17 protein-coding genes, 2 tRNA genes and 1 other RNA gene are annotated in these 18,355 nt (G+C 64.1%); 10 read left to right on the plus strand and 10 right to left on the minus strand.

Going from position 1 to position 18,355, the window contains the following annotated elements:
• Positions 1–2: 2 nt before the first annotated feature.
• Positions 3–371: RNase P RNA component class A (gene rnpB / locus ACU4IU_RS18665), an RNA gene on the minus strand.
• 141 nt (positions 372–512) lie between these two features.
• Here rnpB and ACU4IU_RS18670 point away from each other — a divergent pair.
• Entirely contained in the window at positions 513–1,289 is a 777-nt protein-coding gene (locus ACU4IU_RS18670; protein WP_139467168.1) for a YaaA family protein, read from the plus strand.
• Between the two features lie 57 nt (positions 1,290–1,346).
• On the opposite strand, the gene ACU4IU_RS18675 is transcribed toward ACU4IU_RS18670, so the two are convergent.
• A complete protein-coding gene (locus ACU4IU_RS18675; protein ID WP_139467167.1) occupies positions 1,347–2,075 on the minus strand; it encodes a zinc ribbon domain-containing protein in 729 nt (242 codons plus the stop codon).
• Positions 2,076–2,089: 14 nt separating this feature from the next.
• Positions 2,090–2,944, minus strand: a complete 855-nt coding sequence (locus ACU4IU_RS18680) for a Nif3-like dinuclear metal center hexameric protein (RefSeq protein ID WP_139467166.1) — start codon at positions 2,942–2,944, stop codon at positions 2,090–2,092.
• Positions 2,945–3,072: 128 nt separating this feature from the next.
• Here ACU4IU_RS18680 and ACU4IU_RS18685 point away from each other — a divergent pair, with 128 nt between their 5' ends.
• Positions 3,073–4,614 (plus strand): fatty acyl-CoA synthetase, encoded by a 1,542-nt coding sequence (locus tag ACU4IU_RS18685; protein ID WP_446657547.1) that lies wholly within the window; start codon positions 3,073–3,075, stop codon positions 4,612–4,614.
• Positions 4,615–4,628: 14 nt separating this feature from the next.
• On the opposite strand, the gene bioB is transcribed toward ACU4IU_RS18685, so the two are convergent.
• Positions 4,629–5,783 carry a biotin synthase BioB gene (gene bioB / locus ACU4IU_RS18690; protein ID WP_446657548.1) on the minus strand — a complete coding sequence of 385 codons (1,155 nt, stop codon included), beginning with the start codon at positions 5,781–5,783 and terminating at the stop codon, positions 4,629–4,631.
• Positions 5,784–6,043: 260 nt separating this feature from the next.
• On the opposite strand from bioB, the gene ACU4IU_RS18695 reads away from it, so the two are divergent.
• Positions 6,044–7,510 carry a uracil-xanthine permease family protein gene (locus ACU4IU_RS18695; protein ID WP_446657549.1) on the plus strand — a complete coding sequence of 489 codons (1,467 nt, stop codon included), beginning with the start codon at positions 6,044–6,046 and terminating at the stop codon, positions 7,508–7,510.
• A 299-nt stretch (positions 7,511–7,809) separates the two neighbouring features.
• Here ACU4IU_RS18695 and ACU4IU_RS18700 read toward each other — a convergent pair.
• Positions 7,810–7,886: transfer RNA gene (locus ACU4IU_RS18700), tRNA-Pro, on the minus strand.
• Between the two features lie 82 nt (positions 7,887–7,968).
• Between ACU4IU_RS18700 and ACU4IU_RS18705 the strand changes: the two genes are divergently transcribed.
• The 3 genes from ACU4IU_RS18705 (at position 7,969) to ACU4IU_RS18715 (ending at position 9,395) form a co-directional block, all read left to right on the plus strand.
• Complete coding sequence (locus ACU4IU_RS18705; RefSeq protein WP_139467163.1) at positions 7,969–8,454, plus strand: TetR family transcriptional regulator; 486 nt, start codon at positions 7,969–7,971, stop codon at positions 8,452–8,454.
• A gap of 118 nt (positions 8,455–8,572) precedes the next feature.
• Positions 8,573–8,646, plus strand: a tRNA-Val gene (locus tag ACU4IU_RS18710).
• Between the two features lie 158 nt (positions 8,647–8,804).
• Entirely contained in the window at positions 8,805–9,395 is a 591-nt protein-coding gene (locus ACU4IU_RS18715; protein ID WP_139467162.1) for a DUF2249 domain-containing protein, read from the plus strand.
• A gap of 79 nt (positions 9,396–9,474) precedes the next feature.
• Here ACU4IU_RS18715 and ACU4IU_RS18720 read toward each other — a convergent pair whose 3' ends face one another.
• Together ACU4IU_RS18720 and ACU4IU_RS18725 are read right to left on the minus strand one after the other, a co-directional pair.
• The gene (locus ACU4IU_RS18720; RefSeq protein WP_139467160.1) at positions 9,475–9,903 is read right to left on the minus strand and encodes a DUF1801 domain-containing protein; all 429 of its coding nucleotides are present in this window, start codon (positions 9,901–9,903) and stop codon (positions 9,475–9,477) included.
• 17 nt (positions 9,904–9,920) lie between these two features.
• Positions 9,921–10,397 (minus strand): Lrp/AsnC family transcriptional regulator, encoded by a 477-nt coding sequence (locus ACU4IU_RS18725; RefSeq protein ID WP_101546684.1) that lies wholly within the window; start codon positions 10,395–10,397, stop codon positions 9,921–9,923.
• Between the two features lie 109 nt (positions 10,398–10,506).
• On the opposite strand from ACU4IU_RS18725, the gene ACU4IU_RS18730 reads away from it, so the two are divergent.
• Together ACU4IU_RS18730 and ACU4IU_RS18735 are read left to right on the plus strand one after the other, a co-directional pair.
• Positions 10,507–11,688, plus strand: a complete 1,182-nt coding sequence (locus ACU4IU_RS18730; RefSeq protein ID WP_446657550.1) for a trans-sulfuration enzyme family protein — start codon at positions 10,507–10,509, stop codon at positions 11,686–11,688.
• Positions 11,689–11,759: 71 nt separating this feature from the next.
• The gene (locus ACU4IU_RS18735; RefSeq protein WP_446657551.1) at positions 11,760–12,521 is read left to right on the plus strand and encodes a MerR family transcriptional regulator; all 762 of its coding nucleotides are present in this window, start codon (positions 11,760–11,762) and stop codon (positions 12,519–12,521) included.
• Between the two features lie 26 nt (positions 12,522–12,547).
• On the opposite strand, the gene ACU4IU_RS18740 is transcribed toward ACU4IU_RS18735, so the two are convergent.
• The 3 genes from ACU4IU_RS18740 to ACU4IU_RS18750 form a co-directional block, all read right to left on the minus strand.
• Entirely contained in the window at positions 12,548–12,952 is a 405-nt protein-coding gene (locus ACU4IU_RS18740; RefSeq protein WP_139467155.1) for an HIT family protein, read from the minus strand.
• Between the two features lie 63 nt (positions 12,953–13,015).
• On the minus strand, positions 13,016–13,483 hold the full coding sequence (locus tag ACU4IU_RS18745; protein ID WP_139467153.1) for a redoxin domain-containing protein: 468 nt from the start codon (positions 13,481–13,483) through the stop codon (positions 13,016–13,018).
• Positions 13,480–13,923 (minus strand): DUF3052 domain-containing protein, encoded by a 444-nt coding sequence (locus ACU4IU_RS18750; RefSeq protein ID WP_139467151.1) that lies wholly within the window; start codon positions 13,921–13,923, stop codon positions 13,480–13,482. Before ACU4IU_RS18750 ends, ACU4IU_RS18745 begins: the two co-directional genes overlap by 4 nt.
• Positions 13,924–14,216: 293 nt before the next feature.
• On the opposite strand from ACU4IU_RS18750, the gene aceE reads away from it, so the two are divergent.
• Both aceE and ACU4IU_RS18760 read left to right on the plus strand, forming a co-directional pair.
• Positions 14,217–16,979 carry a pyruvate dehydrogenase (acetyl-transferring), homodimeric type gene (gene aceE, locus ACU4IU_RS18755; RefSeq protein WP_446657552.1) on the plus strand — a complete coding sequence of 921 codons (2,763 nt, stop codon included), beginning with the start codon at positions 14,217–14,219 and terminating at the stop codon, positions 16,977–16,979.
• Positions 16,980–17,105: 126 nt separating this feature from the next.
• Positions 17,106–18,326: a PucR family transcriptional regulator gene (locus tag ACU4IU_RS18760; protein WP_139467149.1), complete on the plus strand. Its 1,221-nt coding sequence runs from the start codon at positions 17,106–17,108 to the stop codon at positions 18,324–18,326.
• The last annotated feature ends 29 nt before the right edge of the window (positions 18,327–18,355 follow it).

The following is an 18,355-nucleotide window of genomic DNA, read 5'->3' on the forward strand; positions in this document are numbered from 1 at the left end:
GAGAGGACAGGCCACCGATAAGCCGGGTTCTGTCGACGAGTCGGTTGCCCTTCTCGCCTGACGGTCATCTATCTGGGACCGATGTTGCCACCGGCCTCAAGCAATCCACCCGACGACTCGGCGAGCAGCCTCGAACGTCGTCTGTCTGATCTTGCTCCGGATGGGGTTTACCCAGCAGCGACGGTCACCCGCCGCCCTGGTGGTCTCTTACACCACCGTTTCACCCTTACCCAGTCGGAACTGGGCGGTCTGCTTTCTGTTGCACTGGCCCGCGGGTCGCCCCGGGTGGGTGTTACCCACCATCCCTGCTCTGTGGAGCCCGGACGTTCCTCAGCCCTCGTGAAGAGAGCCGCGACCGTCTGGTGACCTGTCCTCAAGCAACCCAGTGTAGTCGCTCAGCAATGCCCCCACGCACACAGCACCCGCACGCGGCGGAGACCGGACATCGAACGTGATCAACCTCATCCGCACCCGGTCCCAGCCGCGTCACTGCGTGATCATACGATGGGGTGGTGAAGATCCTGCTGCCGCCCTCCGAGGGCAAGACTCCGTCGCCGACCGGTCCCACGCTCGATCTCGACGGTCTCTCGGCTCCGGAACTCACCACCAAGCGCAAGCGTGTGCTCGCTGCGTTGAAGAAGGTCTCAAAGCGTCGAGATGCCCTCGAGAAGCTCGGCGTCGGCGCGTCACTCTCAGCGGACGTCGAACGGAACACCGTCCTCGATGAGATCCCCTGTGCCCCCGCGCTGCTCACCTATTCCGGTGTGCTCTATGAGGCGATGGGCGCCAGTGAGCTGGTGGCGCAGTCGACCGATGACGAGAAGCTGCGGGACCGTCTCCACGACGTCCACGTATTCTCCGCCCTGTTCGGCCGGGTGCACGGACTCGACGATATCCCCGCTTACCGACTGGCGATGAAGACCGATCTGGGGACCCTGGGAAAGCTGACATCCTATTGGAAGCCGGTTCTGGCGAAGTCCTGCTCCCTCGACCCCGCCGAGGTGGCCCTCGACTGCCGCTCGAGCGATTACCGGTCCGTGTGGCCGGGTCCCACCGATCAGGTCGTCACCATGGGTGCCGTGTCCGTCAGCGGCGGGAAACGTCGCGTCGTCTCCCACTGGGCGAAGTTCTACCGAGGTGAGTTCGCCGGTCGGCTGCTGTCCGATGAGCGGGCCCTGCCGGAGACCGCTGAAGACCTTGTGTCTCGGGCGGAGGAGCTGTATGAGGTCGAGTTCACAGGCTCGACGAACTCGAAGCCGGCCAACCTCATGATCGTCCTCCGCGACTGAGACGCGCCTCAACAACGACCCTGTCGACCAAGGTCGACGAGATCAGTCGAGGCAGGATCAGCTGCGACGCAGCAGCACCGCCTCGCATTCTTCGCATTCATAGGTTTCGTTGACATCGGCGCCGAGCATTCCGTGCCAGACTGCTCCGCCGATCTCCTGTCCGCACGCCTGACAGTTCGGTCCGTTGAGCAGGGCGGCCCCGGGACCGCCCTGGCGGACATTGGCATCGAATGTCGTGAGCAGCTGCTCCGGCAGCTCGCTCCTCGCGCCCGACGCCGCGGACTCGTTCTCGGCGATGAGCTCCCGCAGTTCGGCCTTCCTGTCCTTCACCGCGGTCTGCACCTCTTTACCGGAGGCCGTGACCTCGGCGATTCGGTCATCGACTGCCGCGAGTTCGTCTTCAGCGGCTTCGAGCTTCTCCATCTCCTCCAGCTGCGTTTCTTCGAGTTCGGCGACCCGAGCTTCGTGACCGGCGATCTCCTCTTGCAGATTCACCATGTCTCTGCTGGTCAGACCGGTTCCGTCGTTGAGCTCGGCGGTCTTCTTCTCGATCTTCGATCGCTGTGCTTCGATGAGTCCGGTGGCTTCGGTGATGGCGTCCTGATGGCCGTCGACGACAGCGGCGGCCTCGGTCCGCTTCTCGCCGAGTTCCTTGTGGCGGGAGATGAGCTCCTGCAGCTCCTCTGCCCTCTTCGGGTTGTCATGCTCGAACTGCAGGGCGCGCCCGTGGGCGATGAGTTCGATGAGGGTCTGCAGCGCGGTTCTCTGGCTGTCGGTGATGAGCATCGTCGGTCTCCTTGTCAGTACCGTTCGACCCAGGGGTCGGTGTTGACTGCCGAATGCTGCAGCGAGACAGTGAACCCGCGCCGCGCGAATTCGGTCTCGAGAGCCTCGGCCGCCGCACTCAGCCAGACTGTCTCGGACGCCCAGTGGGAGACGTCGATGAGCGAGAGTCCGCTCTCTCGACGATTCGCCGCATCAAGCGCCTCGGTGGCCGGGTGATGGCGGAGGTCAGCCGTCACGTAGACGTCGGCGCCGCTGGCCCTGACCTCGTCGAACAGCGAGTCGCCGGCGCCGCCGCAGACCGCGACACGGGTCGCTGTCGCAGCGGGGTCGCCGGCGATGCGCACACCGGTCGTGGTGCGCGGCAGCTGCGCAGCCAGTCGCCTGGCAAGGTCCCGGACCGGTGTGGGCCGGTCGAGGTCGCCGACGCGGCCGATTCCGGTCGGCAGCGAGCCGCGTCCCGAATCATCAGCCTCGTCATGGGGGGACAGTGGCTGCGCGCCCTCGATGCCCAGGAGTGAGATGAGCACATCGGAGACTCCGCCGCGGGCCGAATCAGCGTTCGTATGCGCATTGAACAGCGCAATATCGTTGCTGATGAGAGTGTGGACGGCTCCGCCCTTCAAAGTTGCGGCATTCACCGACTTCACGGGTTTGAGCATGAGCGGATGATGGTTGAACACCAGGTCTGCGCCGAGAACGACGGCCTCGGCGATCACGGCGTCCATCGGATCGAGAGCCAAGAGGATCGACTGGACCTCGGCGTCGGGGTCGCCGACGGCCAGGCCCACGGAGTCCCAGGACTCGGCCAAGGCCGGTGGCCACAGTGAGTCGAACACCTCTGCGCAGTCACTCACCTTCGGATGTCTCATGCCCCCACACTATTACATCCGAACCGGGGCACATCGTCGGCACCGTGGGATCGAAGACCAGCCGGCCGATGAAGCAGAGATGGGCGGACGATTTTCAGAGAGAGTGATGTGGCTCATATATTTGGGTCATGACATCTACACGCATCTCCTCCGAATCACCCGTCATCAGAAACTCGTCCACGGTCTCGGATCTCATCCGCCGCAGCGCCGGCCGATTCCCCACCGACACGGCCCTCGAATTCGGGGACCGAACCTGGACCTATGCAGAACTTGACTCTGCCGTGACCGCGGTGGCCCGCGAACTCGTCCGTCTCGGTGTGACGAAAGGCGACCGTGTCGCCGCCTATGGGAAGAACTCCGACCTCTTCGTCCTCCTCTATCTCGGCTGCGCACGTGCCGGATTCATCCACGTGCCGGTCAACTATCAGCTGAAGAACGACGAACTCGACTACATCCTCAGCAACTCCGGTGCCGAGATCGTCTTCTCCGACTCCGACCTCATGTCCGCAGTCGCCTCAACCCCGACCGGAGCCGAGGCGCAGGTGATCGACTTCGCCGATCTCGTTCCGGTCGCCACCGCGGAGGAGATCGCCCCAGCCGTCAGCACAGAGTTCTCCGTCGACGACACGGACGTGGCTCAGCTGCTCTACACCTCCGGCACCACCTCGGCGCCGAAAGGTGCGGTGATGACCCATCGCGCCCTTCTGCACGAGTACCTGTCGTCCCTCATGTCCCTCGACTTCGCTGCGACAGATCGCGCCGTCCACGCCCTGCCGCTCTATCACTCAGCGCAGATGCACGTCTTCCTGCTGCCGCTTCTGTCGATCGGCGCGCACAACATCATCGTCCCCGCTCCCGTGCCCGAGCAGCTGCTCGGCATCTTCGAGGAACGGAAGATCAGTTCGTTCTTCGCCGCCCCCACCGTCTGGGTGGCGCTGGCCAACAGCCCTGACCTCGAAACCCGCAACCTCGACAGCCTCCACAAGGCCTACTACGGTGCTTCGATCATGCCCGGACCGATCCTCGAGCGCCTGCGCCAGCGGCTTCCGCAGCTGGGCTTCTACAACTGCTTCGGCCAGTCGGAGCTCGGCCCGTTGTGCACTGTGCTGCGTCCCGAGGAGCACGACGATCACCCCGGTTCGGCGGGTCGCCCGGTGATGTTCGTCGAGACCCGCGTCGTCAACGCCGGCGGTGACGACGTCGGCCCCGGCGAGGAGGGCGAGATCCTCTACCGGTCGCCGCAGCTGTGCGAAGGCTACTGGAACCGGCCGGAGGCCACCGCCGAGGCGTTCGACAACGGCTGGTTCCATTCCGGGGACCTGGTCAAGGTCGACGAGGAGGGTTTCGTCGAGGTCGTCGACCGGGTCAAGGACGTCATCAACACGGGTGGCGTGCTGGTCGCCAGCCGCCAGGTCGAGGATGCCGTCTTCGAGCTGCCGCAGGTCGCCGAGGTGGCTGTGGTCGGGATCGCCGATGAGAAGTGGATCGAGGCGGTGGCCGCCTTCGTCGTCCTCAAGGACGGCCAGCCGCCGTTGTCGGCCGACGATGTCATCGGTCACGTCAAGTCCCGTTTGGCCGGATTCAAGGTGCCCAAGCGGGTGGAGTTCGTTGCCGAACTGCCGAAGAACTCGGCCGGGAAGATCCTCAAGCGGAGCCTGCGCCAAGCCTGAGGGCTAGCGGCCGCTCAGGCGTTGGCGACTTCAGCGGTGCCTGCACCGCGCCTGCGGATGACGGGATCGGTGTGGGTGGCCGCCTCGGCGGTGGTCTTCGAATCGGAACAGCAGCCGGCTTCCGCACCGCAGCACCCAACGGATTCTTCCGTCCGGGCCTCCTCGTCCTCCTGGCCGAGGATAGTGAATCCGTTGTCTCGGATCATGGCGAGGTCGTCGGCTGCGGCTTGGCCCTCGGCGGTGAGGTAGTCGCCGAGGAAGATCGAGTTGGCCAGCTGCAGCGCCATCGGCTGGAGGGATTTGAGGTGAATCTCGCGACCGCCGGCCAGCCGGATCTCCCGGTCGGGGCAGACGAAGCGGGCTGTCGCGACGATCTTCATGCACTGCATGGGTGTGAGGTTCCACTGTCCTTCGAGCGGTGTTCCGTCGAACGGGACGAGGAAGTTGATCGGGATCGACTCGGAGCCGAGGGCCTTGAGCGCGAACAGCGCTTCGATGATCTGTTCGTCGCTTTCGCCGAGCCCGACGATGAGGCCGCTGCAGGGTGAGAGTCCCGCCGCTTTGGCGTGTTCGACGGTATTCGTCCGGTCCTCGTAGGTGTGGGTCTTGACGATATTGTCGTGGAAGGATTCCGCGGTGTTGATGTTGTGGTTGTAGGCATCGGCGCCGGCTTCCTTGAGCGCCTCGGCCTGACCTTCCTTGAGGATGCCCAGACACGCACACACCTCGACTTCGGGATTCTCGTCTTTGAGGCGTTCGACGATCTCACCGACGCGGCCCACGTCGCGACGGCTCGGCCCACGACCGCTGGCGACGAGGCAGACGCGGGACGCCCCTCCGCCGATGCCCATGCTCGCCTGTTCCATGGCCTCGTCAGTGCTCAGCCACGAGTATTTGAGGATCTCGGCCTTCGACCCCAGTGACTGTGAGCAGTAGGTGCAGCTTTCCGGGCACATTCCCGATTTGAGGTTGACGAGATAGTTCAGCTTGATCGTCATGCCGAAGTGCTCTCGGCGGAGTCGCGATCCGGCATGGACGAGACCGAACAGCTCCTCATCCGGCGTAGCCAGGAGCGTGAGCGCGTCGGCTTCGGTGGCCGCTCCCCCGTTGAGGATGGACTCGGCGAGTTGGCCGGGGTTCACGTTCTGGTCAGGGTTCACAGTCGTCATCGATTGGTCCTTTGTCTCCGTGCGATTGAACAAGGTCAGAATCGGTCGAGTTCAGATCTCCTGAACACCGTTCAATAGGCTATCAGAATGCTGACCCCGCCTTCCGGAGCAGGGTCCTCAGACACACCGGCCATACCGCTTCGTCAGCCGTCGAGTCGGCGTGCCGGTGAGCTGGAGCATAGAATTCTTTCGCCGGCCCGGAGCACTGCCCGACCGCCGGCCAACGACCCAGTACAGGGAAGAACGGAACGAGGAACACAATGGCGGAGTCGGCACCCACGGACACCCACAAAGGAACAGGCAATCGCCGCGGCTGGCGTCTGCACGGAAACGGGCGGACGATCGCTCCCGGTGAGAGGGTTCTGCCGGAAGAGCGTCTGAGCTGGCCGCGGACCATCAGCATCGGCGCACAGCACGTCGTGGCGATGTTCGGCGCGACGTTCCTCGTGCCCCTTCTCACCGGGTTCCCACCGTCGACGACGCTGTTCTTCACCGCCATCGGCACGTTGCTGTTCCTGCTCATCACGAAGGGGATGATGCCCTCCTACCTCGGTTCGTCGTTCGGGCTGCTCGCCCCGATCGGGGCGGTCACGGGGTTCTCGGCCACGGCCGGAGAGGACCTCGAACCTCATGCCATGGCTTTGGCTCAAGGTGGAATCATCTCGGTGGGAGTCACCTTGGCGCTCGTCGGGCTCGTGGTCCATTTCGTCGGCGTCCGATGGATCGAAGTGACCATGCCCCCAGTGGTGACCGGGGCCATCGTGGCCCTCATCGGCCTCAACCTGGCCCCGGCCGCCTGGGATTGGGTCAAGGCCGCTCCCCTGACCGCCGTGATCACGATCGTCGCGATCCTGCTGACCACGGTGCTCTTCCGCGGGATGCTCGGTCGACTCTCGATCCTCATCGGCGTCCTGGTCGGCTATGGTGCGGCATGGCTGCAGGGTGAGCTCGACTTCTCCACCGTCTCGAATGCCGACTGGGTGGGACTGCCCGCGTTCCATGCACCGGCGTTCGATCTCGGCTACCTCGGCCTGTTCCTGCCCGTCGTCCTCGTCCTCATCGCCGAGAACATCGGCCATGTGAAATCGGTCGCCGCAATGACCGGCCGCGACCTCGATCACCTGACGGGCCGGACGCTCTTCGCCGACGGGTTCTCCACCATCCTCGCCGGATCCGGCGGCGGTTCCGGAACGACGACCTATGCCGAGAACATCGGCGTCATGGCAGCCACGCGCATCTTCTCCACTGCCGCCTACCTGTGCGCGGCGGTCATCGCCCTCGTCCTCAGCATGCTGCCGAAGTTCGGCGAGATCATCGCGACGATCCCTCCCGGAGTCCTCGGCGGAGCGGCGACCGTGCTCTACGGAATGATCGGCATGCTCGGCGTGCGCATCTGGGTGGAGAACAAGGTCGACTTCTCCAACCCGATCAATCTCAACACTGCCGCGGTCTCGCTCATCGTCGCCATCGCGAACTTCACCTGGACCCCGGGCGGACTGCAGTTCGAAGGCATCGCCCTGGGCACCGCCTCGGCGATCATCATCTATCAGGCGATGAAGGCCATCGCCCGGTGGCGGGGCACCGACTCTGACCTCGTGACAGAGAACTTCGCCGAGGCGGCCCACCGAACCGATGCGCCGCAGGCTCCACGACGGGGCCGGGCGACCCACCCGTTCGCTTCCGACGCGACGGACGGCTCCTCCCAAGAGCCGGGCTCACCCGTCTGAGCACGAGTTGAGGCGATGGGGCGCACTGCTGTTTCGAGCAGTGCGCCCCATCGCCTTTGTGCATTTAGCATCGAGTTCTGGACCAGTCATCGGGGTCAAACTCGATCATCTGGTCAGAACTCGATTGGTCCTGCGCCACGGCGAGAACGCACCGCACCACTTTCGGTGCGGCCGTGCGCTGCTTCTCGTTCTAGGCGTCTGCTCGCGTCTTGATGGTTTGGACGCAGAGTGGTCTCGCAACGGTCCGGGAATGCAGAAGTGCCGCAGTCTCGCCTGAGCGATGCTGCGGCACTTTCCCTTGGTCGGGATAGCGGGATTCGAACCCACGACCTCCTCGTCCCGAACGAGGCGCGCTACCAAGCTGCGCTATATCCCGTGACCAGGAACTACTATAGCGAGGGGAACGCGATCTGAAAAATCGGGAAGGACCTCTGCTCGAGAATGAAAGGTATGTCTCATTGGCACTGACAGCCGAAAGCATCACCACCACTGCATTGAGCATTCTTTCGCAGTACGGTCTGGGCGATCTGTCCATGCGCCGGCTCGCCCGCGAACTCGACGTTCAGCCGTCTGCACTGTACTGGCACGTCAAGGACAAGCAGTCACTGCTCATTCTCATCTCACGTTCACTCAAAGCCGAAGTCGATGCCCTCTGTCCCGCCACTGCCGACCCGCTCGCCGCGGCGATGTCTCTGCGCGAGGTGCTGCTGAAATACCGTGATGGAGCAGAGATCGTGCTGCTGGGGTATTCGATCGCTCCGACAGACGTTGCGCCTCGGGCCCTGAGTGCTGATCGCCTGGGCGCCGAACTCTCGCACGGAATCCTCACCCTCACACTCGGTGCCGTGGCCGTTGAGCAGAATCGCAGGATCTTCGACGTCGACACCGCAGAGGCAGCTGAGAATTTCGCCGCCAATGCGGCACGCCTGCTCCGATCCTCCTGATGGCAGTCCGGACCGACGCACTGAGCGGTCCCGCGACCGCCTGCGTTCCCGTTTCGCCGGTCCCCATCGGATGTGGCATACTGATCAAGCGCTGTCGGAGACATCGACGACGCAGGTGGGGCCTATAGCTCAGTTGGCTAGAGCATCTCGTTTACACCGAGAGGGTCGGGGGTTCGAGTCCCTCTGGGCCCACCGTCAAGGCATCCCGTATCACGGGGTGCCTTTTCCGTTCTCCTGTAGGACCGACCCGAGCGGTCTTTGCCCGGCGCCGCTGGCCGGCCCAGGCCGGCAGTCATCACTCCGGTGATAGTTTCGAGGAGGAACTATCGAAGCGATTGAGAGGGGCAGCCGTGGCAGACGAACCCGTCATCGACGTCCGGACCTTACCGAAGTCGGAACGGCATCCGCTCGTCATCAGAGCGTATGAAGATCTTGACGTCGGCTCCAGCCTGATCCTCATCAATGACCACTCGCCTGAAGGGCTGCGCGTCGAAATGGACCGCGAGTTCGCCGAGGCGGTCGGGTGGGAGCCGCTGGAGAGCACGCAGGACGGGGTTCGGGTGCGCATCATCCGTCGTGCCGCCACCCCTGTACCCCGCGTCGTTCTCGATGTTGCCGAGCTGACCGCGACCGTCGAGGATTCCGGGTCCGTCTGGCAGCTGCCGACGCACCACCGTGACCTCGATGCGAATGTCATCGCGCTCGCCCCCGGCGGCGAGATCCGCGAACACACCGGCCCATCTCTCGACGTGCTCATCCACGTCCTCGCCGGTGCCGGCACCCTTGAGACCGCAACCGGAACGATCGAACTGTCCCCCGGTCAGATCGTGTGGCTGCCCCGCCGCTCCCGCCGGCGATTCCTAGCCGACGCCGAGGCGGGACTGCAGTACTTCTCAGTCCATCAGCGCAAATCGGGGCTGAGCATCACGGCTCGCAGATGAACACCGCGACGTTCTCGGCCACCGAGGTCATTCTGCGATCTCTCGGACAGGACCTGTCATCGACCGTCAGCGTGTGCAATCAGCTGCCCGGCTCGGGATCGTCGGGACGGGCAGCGGCGATCGCGATGAGTCGGCGCAGCACCGCCTCGTCGATGTTCTCCAGACGGCGCACATAGACGCACCCGGCCCCCTCGGTGTACTTTCCGAGCTGCGGGAGCAGCCTCGCTCCTTCGGGAAGGTCCTTGAGTCCGTACAGAGAGAGCTGGCTCCTGCGCGGGGAGAATCCCGTGGCCGGCCACTCACCGTGGTTGCGCGGGTTCACGGGCGACCGATAGTGGTACCGGCCGTAGCCGACGATCGAGGGTCCCCACATCACGGGTTCCTCACCGGTGACGTCTCGGAAGATCGCGTCAAGAGCGATTCCATCCTCGCGACGCTTCTCGGGAGTCACCGAATCGAGGTAAGCGGCGACATCGGCATCGGTCGGCTGGGTCTTGTTCTCTGCCATGAAGCCAGTATGGCAGTTCAGGCCTCCGAAGGGATCCAGGCAGAACCGTCTTCGACCCGATAGATGAGGTTCGTGCGCGTATGTGCGACAGCGGGATATCGGGTGAGGTAGTCGAGGACGAAGGACTGTACCGCAGCGGTGTCAGTGGCGACGATATGCAGCAGGTAGTCATCGGCTCCGGCCATGTGGTACATCCGCACCACCCCAGGGAACTTCGGCGCAGCCGCCGTGAACGCGTCGATCTCGGCCCGATCGTGTTTGGCCAGCCGAATCGATACGAGAGCCTGCAGACCGACCCCGAGCGCAGTCGGATCGACGTCGATATGGAAGCCGCGGATGACGCCGAGCGACTTCAGTCTCTTGAGACGCAGGGAGACCGTCGATTCGGAGATCCCGACGGCCGCAGCCAAGACCGCACCCGAGGCCCGGGCATCGGCGTTGAGCTCCTGCAGAAGGCGAAGATCGGTGTCATCGAGTGAGACGTTCTGCGACATGAGTCACAGTCTCCCATATCTGATCGCAGACTATCCCGGAAACGGCCGAATACTTGGAGGAGATTGCACGTTCATTGCACAGACTGGGAGAAGTGTATTGAATGCGCTTATGACTTCTATGCACCCTGAGACCCGTATGGTTCACGGCGGAATGGACGGTCTCGCGGCCGCAGGCGTCCATGTCCCCGCCATCGACCTCTCCACCACCAACCCGGTCAACGACGTCCGCACGGGAGGAGATTCCCATGAGAGCCTCGCCAGCGGACATCCTCTGAAGGAAGGGGACTCCCCCGTCTACCAACGTCTGTGGCAGCCCGGTGTGGCGCGATTCGAATCCGCGCTCGCCGAATTGGAGAACGCCGAATCTGCCGTCGCCTTCGCCACGGGAATGGCTGCCATGACCGCCGCACTGCTGGCCGCAGTCGAGGCCGGGACGCCCCATATCGTCGCCGTCCGTCCCCTCTACGGCGGCAGTGACCACCTGCTCGAGTCAGGTCTTCTCGGCACGTCGGTCACCTGGGCGGAGGAGGACCAGATCGCCGAGGCGATTCGCGAGGACACCGGGCTCGTCATCGTCGAGACACCGGCGAACCCCAGCCTCGACCTCGTCGACATCGGCTCGGTCGTCGCCGCAGCGGGAGTTGTGCCGGTGCTGGTCGACAACACCTTCTGCACCCCAGTGCTCCAACGGCCGATCGATCACGGGGCCGCCCTCGTCCTCCACAGCGCCACGAAATACCTCGGCGGTCACGGCGACGCGATGGGCGGAATCATCGCGACGAACACCGAATGGACCATGCGCCTGCGCCGGGTCCGCGCCATCACAGGGGCCCTCCTGCACCCGATGGGCGCCTATCTCCTCCATCGCGGGCTGCGGACGCTGGCCGTGCGGATGCGCGCAGCTCAGGACACCGCAGGTGAGCTCGCTCGTCGTCTCCAGACACGCTCCGAGGTCGCCCGGGTCCACTATCCCGGTCTCGCCGGGTCCGATCCGCGAGGTTTGGTCGGTTCGCAGATGCGCGGCGGAGGGGCGATGATCGCCATCGAACTCGCCGGTGGATTCGAAGCGGCCCGCACCTTCGTCGAACACTGCGACCTCATCGTGCACGCGGTCTCGCTCGGCGGCGCCGATACCCTCGTCCAGCATCCGGCCTCACTCACACACCGGCCCGTAGCCGCGACGGCGAAGCCCGGCGACGGCCTCGTCCGCCTGTCGGTCGGGCTCGAACATGTCGACGACCTTGCACGCGACCTATTCACGGCGCTGGACGCGATTCGCGAAGCCGCCTGACACCGTCCACTCGTCGAAGGTCTCAAACGGCTCTTGACCTTGACGCTGCGTCAACTTCTAAGCTGTCAGGCATGGACTGGTCCATTCAGGAAATCGCACGGCTGACGGGAACGACGAGCCGAACCCTGCGTCATTATGACGCCATCGGTCTGCTGCCGCCGACCTCCATCGCCGCCAACGGCTATCGCTGCTACGACGAAGCAGCCCTGGTGCGCCTCCAGCGCATCCTGCTGCTCAAGGAGCTGGGACTGCCATTGACGACGATATCGGAGGTACTCGATCGGAGAGACGATCCGGTCGAGGCGCTGTCGCAGCATCTGGTCTCACTCGGACGCGAGAGAGACCGGCTCGACCGACAGCTCACCGCCGTCACCGTCACCATCACACGACTGAAAGCAGGTGAGCCGCTCATGGCTGAAGAGATGTTCGATGGTTTCGACCATCGCGAGTACGAAGAGGAAGTGACCAGGCGCTGGGGAGCCGACGCCTACCGACGAGGAGACGAATGGTGGTCCAACCAGTCGCCTGAGGAGAAGAAGGAGTGGAAAGCCCTCGTTTCCGCTCTCTCCGCGGACTGGATCGCCGCCGCCGAGGCGGGGGCGCGTCCCGAATCGGACCGCTGCCAGGACCTCGCCCGACGTCATATCGAATGGCTGCGAGCAGTTCCGGGCACGCCCGCAGATGACCCCGACGGAGACCTCGGAGGATACGTGCGCGGTCTCGGGCAGATGTATGTCGACGACCCGCGATTCGGCGCGAACTACGGCGGAACCGCGGGAGCCGAGCTCGTCAGAGACTCACTCGACCACTACCTCGAGGTCAAAGGCCTCTGAGTCGATCTGAGCCGAGCAGCATCGGATCAGGACAGTGCGGAGAGCGCCTGCCGAATCTTCTCGGCGGGCGCCTCCAGCTGCTCCGGTGTCTGCATCGGAGCACGGTCGGAGATGTCGAAGTCATCCATGGAGTTCGTCGGCAGGACGTGGATGTGCAGGTGGGGCACTTCGTAGCCGACGATGAGGAGGCCGATCCGCTCGCAGTCGAAGGCCGCCTTCTGGGCTTCTCCGATCCTCTTCGCCACTGCGGTGAGGTGGGCGAGAAGCTCTGCGTCGGCGTCGATCCAGTGAGAGATCTCGTCGCGCGGGACGACCATCACATGGCCCTCGGTCATCGGAGCGACATCGAGGAATGCGACGCACTTGTCATCCTGATGGACGAAGGTGCCGGGGATCTCTCCGTTGATGATCTTCGTGAACAGCGTGGCCATGATGGGTCCTCCTCAATAGGCGCCGAAGGTGCCGTCGATCGGTTCTTCGGCGAGGCTCGATTCTCAGAGGCTGGAAAGCGCCGCGGCGAAATCCTCGGAGAAGTCCCGAGTCTCGGTGCGGGCGACATGCCTGCCACTCACGATCGTACCCGCAGGTGAGATGACGAAGACTCCTCGTTCGGCGACACCGTGGACCTCGTCGAAGACGCCGAACGCGCGAGCCGCCTCACCGTGGGGCCAGAAGTCCGATGCGAGAGTGACGTCGACCCTCGTCTGCCGTGCCCACGCCGCCAAGGTGTACTTGGAGTCGGTTGAGACGACCGCGACGTCGACGGCATGAGAGCCCTTTCGCATCCGTTCCTGCCACTGTTCGAGAGCGGCGAGTTCGTCTCCGCAGATCGGAGAGAAGGCGAACGGAACGAATGCGAGCACACGAGCGGTAAGTGGGGCCGCCTCGGTGAGGGTGATGACCGATCCGAGGTGATCGGGAAGGGTGAGATCCGGGGCCCGATCACCGGGCCGCAGGATCATGAATAGTTCTTCTTGCCCACGAGCCGGAATCCGGCCCAATCGTCGGCGGCGCTGACCGTGGAGGTCACGTGCATTCCGGCGGTGGGAGCCGCTTCGGAGATGTCGGCGGGGCTGATGTGTCCCGGACGGTTCGCCTTCGGGCTGAGCAGCCAGACGACTCCGCCCTCCTTCAGTGTGGTCTGGGCGTCGACGAGACCGTCGACGAGGTCGTCGTCGTCCGACCGCCACCACATGAGGATCACGTCGTAGACGTCATCCTCTTCGCCATCGGCGATCTTGTCTCCGATGATGTTCTCGATCGCCTCGCAGAGTGCCTGATCGACGTCGTCGTCATAGCCGACCTCTTGCACATAGTCGCCCTTTTTCAAGCCGAGGTTGTGTCCCAGCTCGTTTGCGAGGGTCGAAGTGGAGGATGTCCTTTCAGAAGCGGAGTTGCTCATGCCTGTATTCTTCCGCCAACAGTGGCCAAGGTGCAAATATCGGCGCGCCCGCGCGCGGCAAGCGCACTCAAACGGCACTCAATCAGCACACCGGACTGTGAGCCTGTCAGCACAGTGCGCAGATGCGTCAGAGAGATCACAACTTCGCGGGAGCGCGAAGTTCGGCTGGGAGTACTAGGCTGACAGGTAGATCGGGTGGCCTCTGGGCTCAGACAACCTGCGGAGCACACACCATCCGATGGTCATGATCTCTACACCAAAGAAGATCGTGGAGCTGAAGAGAGGACCACATCGTGGACAATCGGAATCAGGGCGGGCCCATCCTCAACGGGCTGCCCAGCCAGGTGCCCGACATCGACCCGGAGGAGACCGCTGAATGGCTGGCCTCCCTCGATGGCCTCATCGACGAGGGCGGTCGGACTCGAGCACGCTATGTCATGCTGCGCATGCTCGAGCGCTCTCGCCAGAAGCAGATCGGCGTGCCCAGCCTCACTGCCACCGACTACGTCAACACCATCGGTCCGGAGAACGAACCCTGGTTCCCCGGAGATGAAGAGGTCGAACGCCGCTACCGTCGCTGGAACCGCTGGAATGCCGCCATGCTCGTCCACCGGGCACAGCGTCCCGGCGTCGAGGTCGGCGGGCACATCTCCACCTACGCCTCCTCGGCGACCCTCTACGAGGTCGGTCTCAACCACTTCTTCCGCGGCAAGGACCATCCAGGCGGCGGCGACCATATCTTCTATCAGGGCCACGCCTCCCCCGGCATGTATGCGCGCGCCTACCTCGAGGGCCGGATGAGCGCAGAACAGCTCGACGGCTTCCGTCAGCAGCAGTCGCACTTCATCGACGGCAAGCCGCAGGGACTGCCGTCCTACCCCCACCCGCACCAGCTGCCCGACTTCTGGGAGCATCCGACGGTGTCGATGGGTCTGGGACCGATGAATGCGATCGCGCAGGCACAGTTCGACAAATACCTGCACAATCGTGGGATCAAGGACACCTCACAGCAGCAGACCTGGGCTTTCCTCGGTGACGGCGAGCTCGACGAGCCGGAGAGCCGCGGCATGCTCCACGTCGCTGCCCTCGAAGAGCTCGACAACCTCAACTTCGTCATCAACTGCAACCTGCAGCGTCTCGATGGGCCCGTCCGCGGCAACGGCAAGATCATGCAGGAACTCGAGTCGTACTTCCGCGGTGCCGGCTGGAACGTCATCAAGGTCGTCTGGGGACGCGAATGGGACGCGCTGCTGGCCAAGGACCGCGACGGCGCGCTCGTCAACCTCATGAATGCCACCCCCGACGGCGATTACCAGACCTACAAGGGTGAGTCCGGCGGCTTCGTGCGCGACAACTTCTTCGGCCGCGACCCGCGGACGAAGGCAATGGTCGAGGACTACAGCGACGAGCAGATCTGGAACCTCAAGCGCGGCGGGCATGACTACCGAAAGGTCTTCGCCGCCTACAAGGCCGCGATGGAGCACACCGGACAGCCCACCGTCATCCTCGTCAAGACGGTCAAGGGCTACTCGCTCGGACCGCACTTCGAGGCCCGCAACGCCACGCACCAGATGAAGAAGCTCACGGTCGACGATCTCAAGCTCGCCCGCGATCACTTCCAGATCCCGATCTCGGACAAGGAACTCGAGGACAACCCGAAGCTGCCTCCGTACTACCACCCGGGTGTCGACGCACCCGAGATCAAGTACATGCAGGAGCGCCGCGCGGAGCTCGGCGGCTACTCCCCCGAGCGTCGATCGACCCATGTCGATCTCAAGATGCCCTCGGACAAGGCCTACCAGGCCGGTCGTCGTGGATCAGGCAAACAGGAGATCGCCACCACGATGGGCTTCGTACGCGTGCTCAAGGATCTCATGCGGGAGAAGGAGTTCGGCCACCGGATCGTGCCGATCATCCCCGATGAGGCTCGCACCTTCGGCATGGACTCGTTCTTCCCGACGGCGAAGATCTACAATCCGCACGGACAGAACTACATCTCCGTCGACCGCGACCTGTTCCTCGCCTACAAGGAGGCCACGGACGGTCAGCTGCTCCACGTCGGCATCAACGAGGCCGGGGCGACCGCGGCACTGACCGCGGTCGGCACCTCGTATGCCACCCACGGTGAGCCGATGATCCCGTTCTACATCTTCTACTCGATGTTCGGCTTCCAACGCACCGGTGACTTCTTCTGGGCCGCCGGTGACCAGATGGCTCGCGGCTTCGTCCTCGGCGCCACCGCGGGACGCACCACTCTGGTGGCCGAGGGCCTCCAGCACGGCGACGGACATTCGCACGTGCTGGCGTCGACCTATCCGTCCGTGGTCTCGTACGACCCGGCCTACAGCTATGAGATCGCGCATATCGTCAAGGACGGCATCCACCGGATGTACGATCCCGCCGATGAGCGAGATCCTGACGTGCTCTACTACATCACCATGTACAACGAGCCGATGGTCCAGCCGCCCGAACCGGAGGATCTCGACGTCGAAGGCGTGCTTAAGGGTCTTTACCTCCTGAAGAAGGGACCCGACAACGGCGGACCGAAGGTTCAGCTGATGGCCTCCGGCGTCGGTGTGCCGTGGGTGCTCGAGGCTCAGGAGCTGCTTGACCAGGACTGGGGCGTCTCGGCTGATGTGTGGTCGGTGACGTCGTGGACCGAGCTGCGCCGTGACGGACTCGACGCCGAGAACGAGCGTCTGAAGAACCCCGAATCCGAACCGCGGACTCCGTATGTCACCGAGAAGATGGCCGAGACCGAGGGCCCGGTCATCGCGACCTCGGATTATATGCGCGCAGTGCCGGATCAGATCCGCCAGTACGTGCCCAGCCACTTCACCTCGCTGGGGACCGACGGATACGGAATCTCGGACACCCGTCCTGCCGCACGTCGCTATTACCTCGTCGATGGTCCTTCCGTGGTCACGCAGGCACTCATCTCGCTGGCCGATACCGGGAAGATCTCGATCGACAAGGCCGCCGAGGCGGCTGAGAAGTACCAGCTCAACGATGTCCGTGCCGGCAACTCGGGTTCCACCGAGGGGGCAGGCGCCTGATCTCGCCCGCACACTGACAGCGAATATGGCCGGAGTCTCCAAGACTCCGGCCATATTTGTCACCTTTTTCGACTCTTTGTATGTCGCTGACAACCGGATTGTTCTCATTCATCTAAACTCGTGCTCATGATGTCTGATGCCGAGACCCTGCGCCGTCGTGCCGAAACCGCCCGCAGACTGCGTGCCGGAGTCGGCGTCCTGTCATCGGTGACTCTGCAGCGGCTGGAGGCTCAGCTGCCCTGGTACCGCTCGATGTCGTCGTCCGATCGCTCTTGGGTGGGGCTGCTCGCCCAATCGGGCATCTCCTCGTTCGTCGATTGGTACCGCAAGCCCGATACGAATCTGCGTGTGGTCTCCGACATCTTCAAGACTGCGCCACGCGACCTCATCCGGGCCATCAGCCTGCAGCAGACCCTGCAGCTGCTCAAGATCGTCGTCGAAGTCGTCGAGGAACGCGTTCCGGACATCGCTCGCCCCGTCGAGCAGCCGGCGCTCCGCGAAGCGGTGCTCATCTACTCCCGGGAGATCGCGTTCGCCGCGGCCGATGTCTACGCCCGGGCCGCAGAGGCCAGAGGCAGCTGGGACGCACGACTCGAGGCGATGGTCGTCGACGCCCTCGTCCGCGGAGACTCCGTCGACGAACTCGCCAGCCGCACCGCTGCCTTCGGCTGGCAGTCAGAAGGTCCCGTGTGCGTCATCGTCGGCCGCGCACCGCAGCGCTCGGCGAAGAAGGGATTGGACGGCATCCGCCGCAAGGCCAGTCGCTGGGCCGATGATGCTCTTGTGGGCATCCACGACAACCGTCTGCTCATCGTCCTCGGCGGGGTGACGGAACTCGACGATGCCGTCGAGGACCTCTCGGACTGCTTCGGGCCTTCCGAAGTCATCGTCGGACCGGCAGTGCCGGGACTTGCCGAAGCGGCCACCTCGGCGAAGGCGGCGATCCGCGCACTCAAGGCGGCGACCGCCCGCCCCGATTCCCCGCGCCCGGTCAAAGCCGATGATCTTCTGCCCGAACGCGCCCTGTCCGGGGACCGGATCGCCTTGACCGAACTCATCGAACGCTATTACGAACCGTTGACCTCGGGAACGGGTCAGCTGCTGAAGACCGTGAGCGCCTATGTCGAATTCGGGTCCTCGCTCGAAGCCACGGCCAAGGCACTGTCCGTGCACCCGAATACCGTGCGCTACCGACTGCGGAAGATCACCGACGCCATCGGGCTCGATCCGACGACTTCGCGTGATGCCTTCGTCATCCACATCGCCTTGGTGTATGGGCGACTGTCCGAGGACGGCGTATTGTCGAACAACGACAAATCTCGCCGAGATCGGTCCAGTGTCCATTAGATTGATCAACGGAACCCAACGAAAAGAGA

Source organism: Brevibacterium sp. CSND-B09 (assembly GCF_052906525.1).